Annotated in this window: 1 protein-coding gene; it reads left to right on the top strand. The window is 43.2% G+C overall.

Annotated features, from left to right (window positions below; genetic code table 11):
- Positions 1 to 243 (top strand): N-acetylmuramoyl-L-alanine amidase family protein (locus tag SB749_RS20570; protein ID WP_410711946.1); only part of this gene is annotated, 243 nt, incomplete at both ends.

Raw genomic sequence — 243 nt, forward strand, 5'->3', positions numbered from 1 at the left:
CTGGTAACTATATGAAACCTTTATATATTACGGTTCATAACACAGCTAACACAGCAAAAGGGGCAAACGCAGCGAGTCACGCATCGTTTGTGAAACGATCTAGTACAGGCGTAAGTTGGCACTACACTGTGGATGATAGTGTCATCTATCAGCATTTGCCACTAAACGAAAACGGATGGCATGCGGGAGACGGTCGGGGAACCGGCAATATGAAATCAATTGGTATTGAAATTTGTGAAAATG

This window comes from Brevibacterium sp. SIMBA_078 (genome assembly GCF_046534565.1).
In the GTDB taxonomy this organism is placed as follows: domain Bacteria; phylum Actinomycetota; class Actinomycetes; order Actinomycetales; family Brevibacteriaceae; genus Brevibacterium.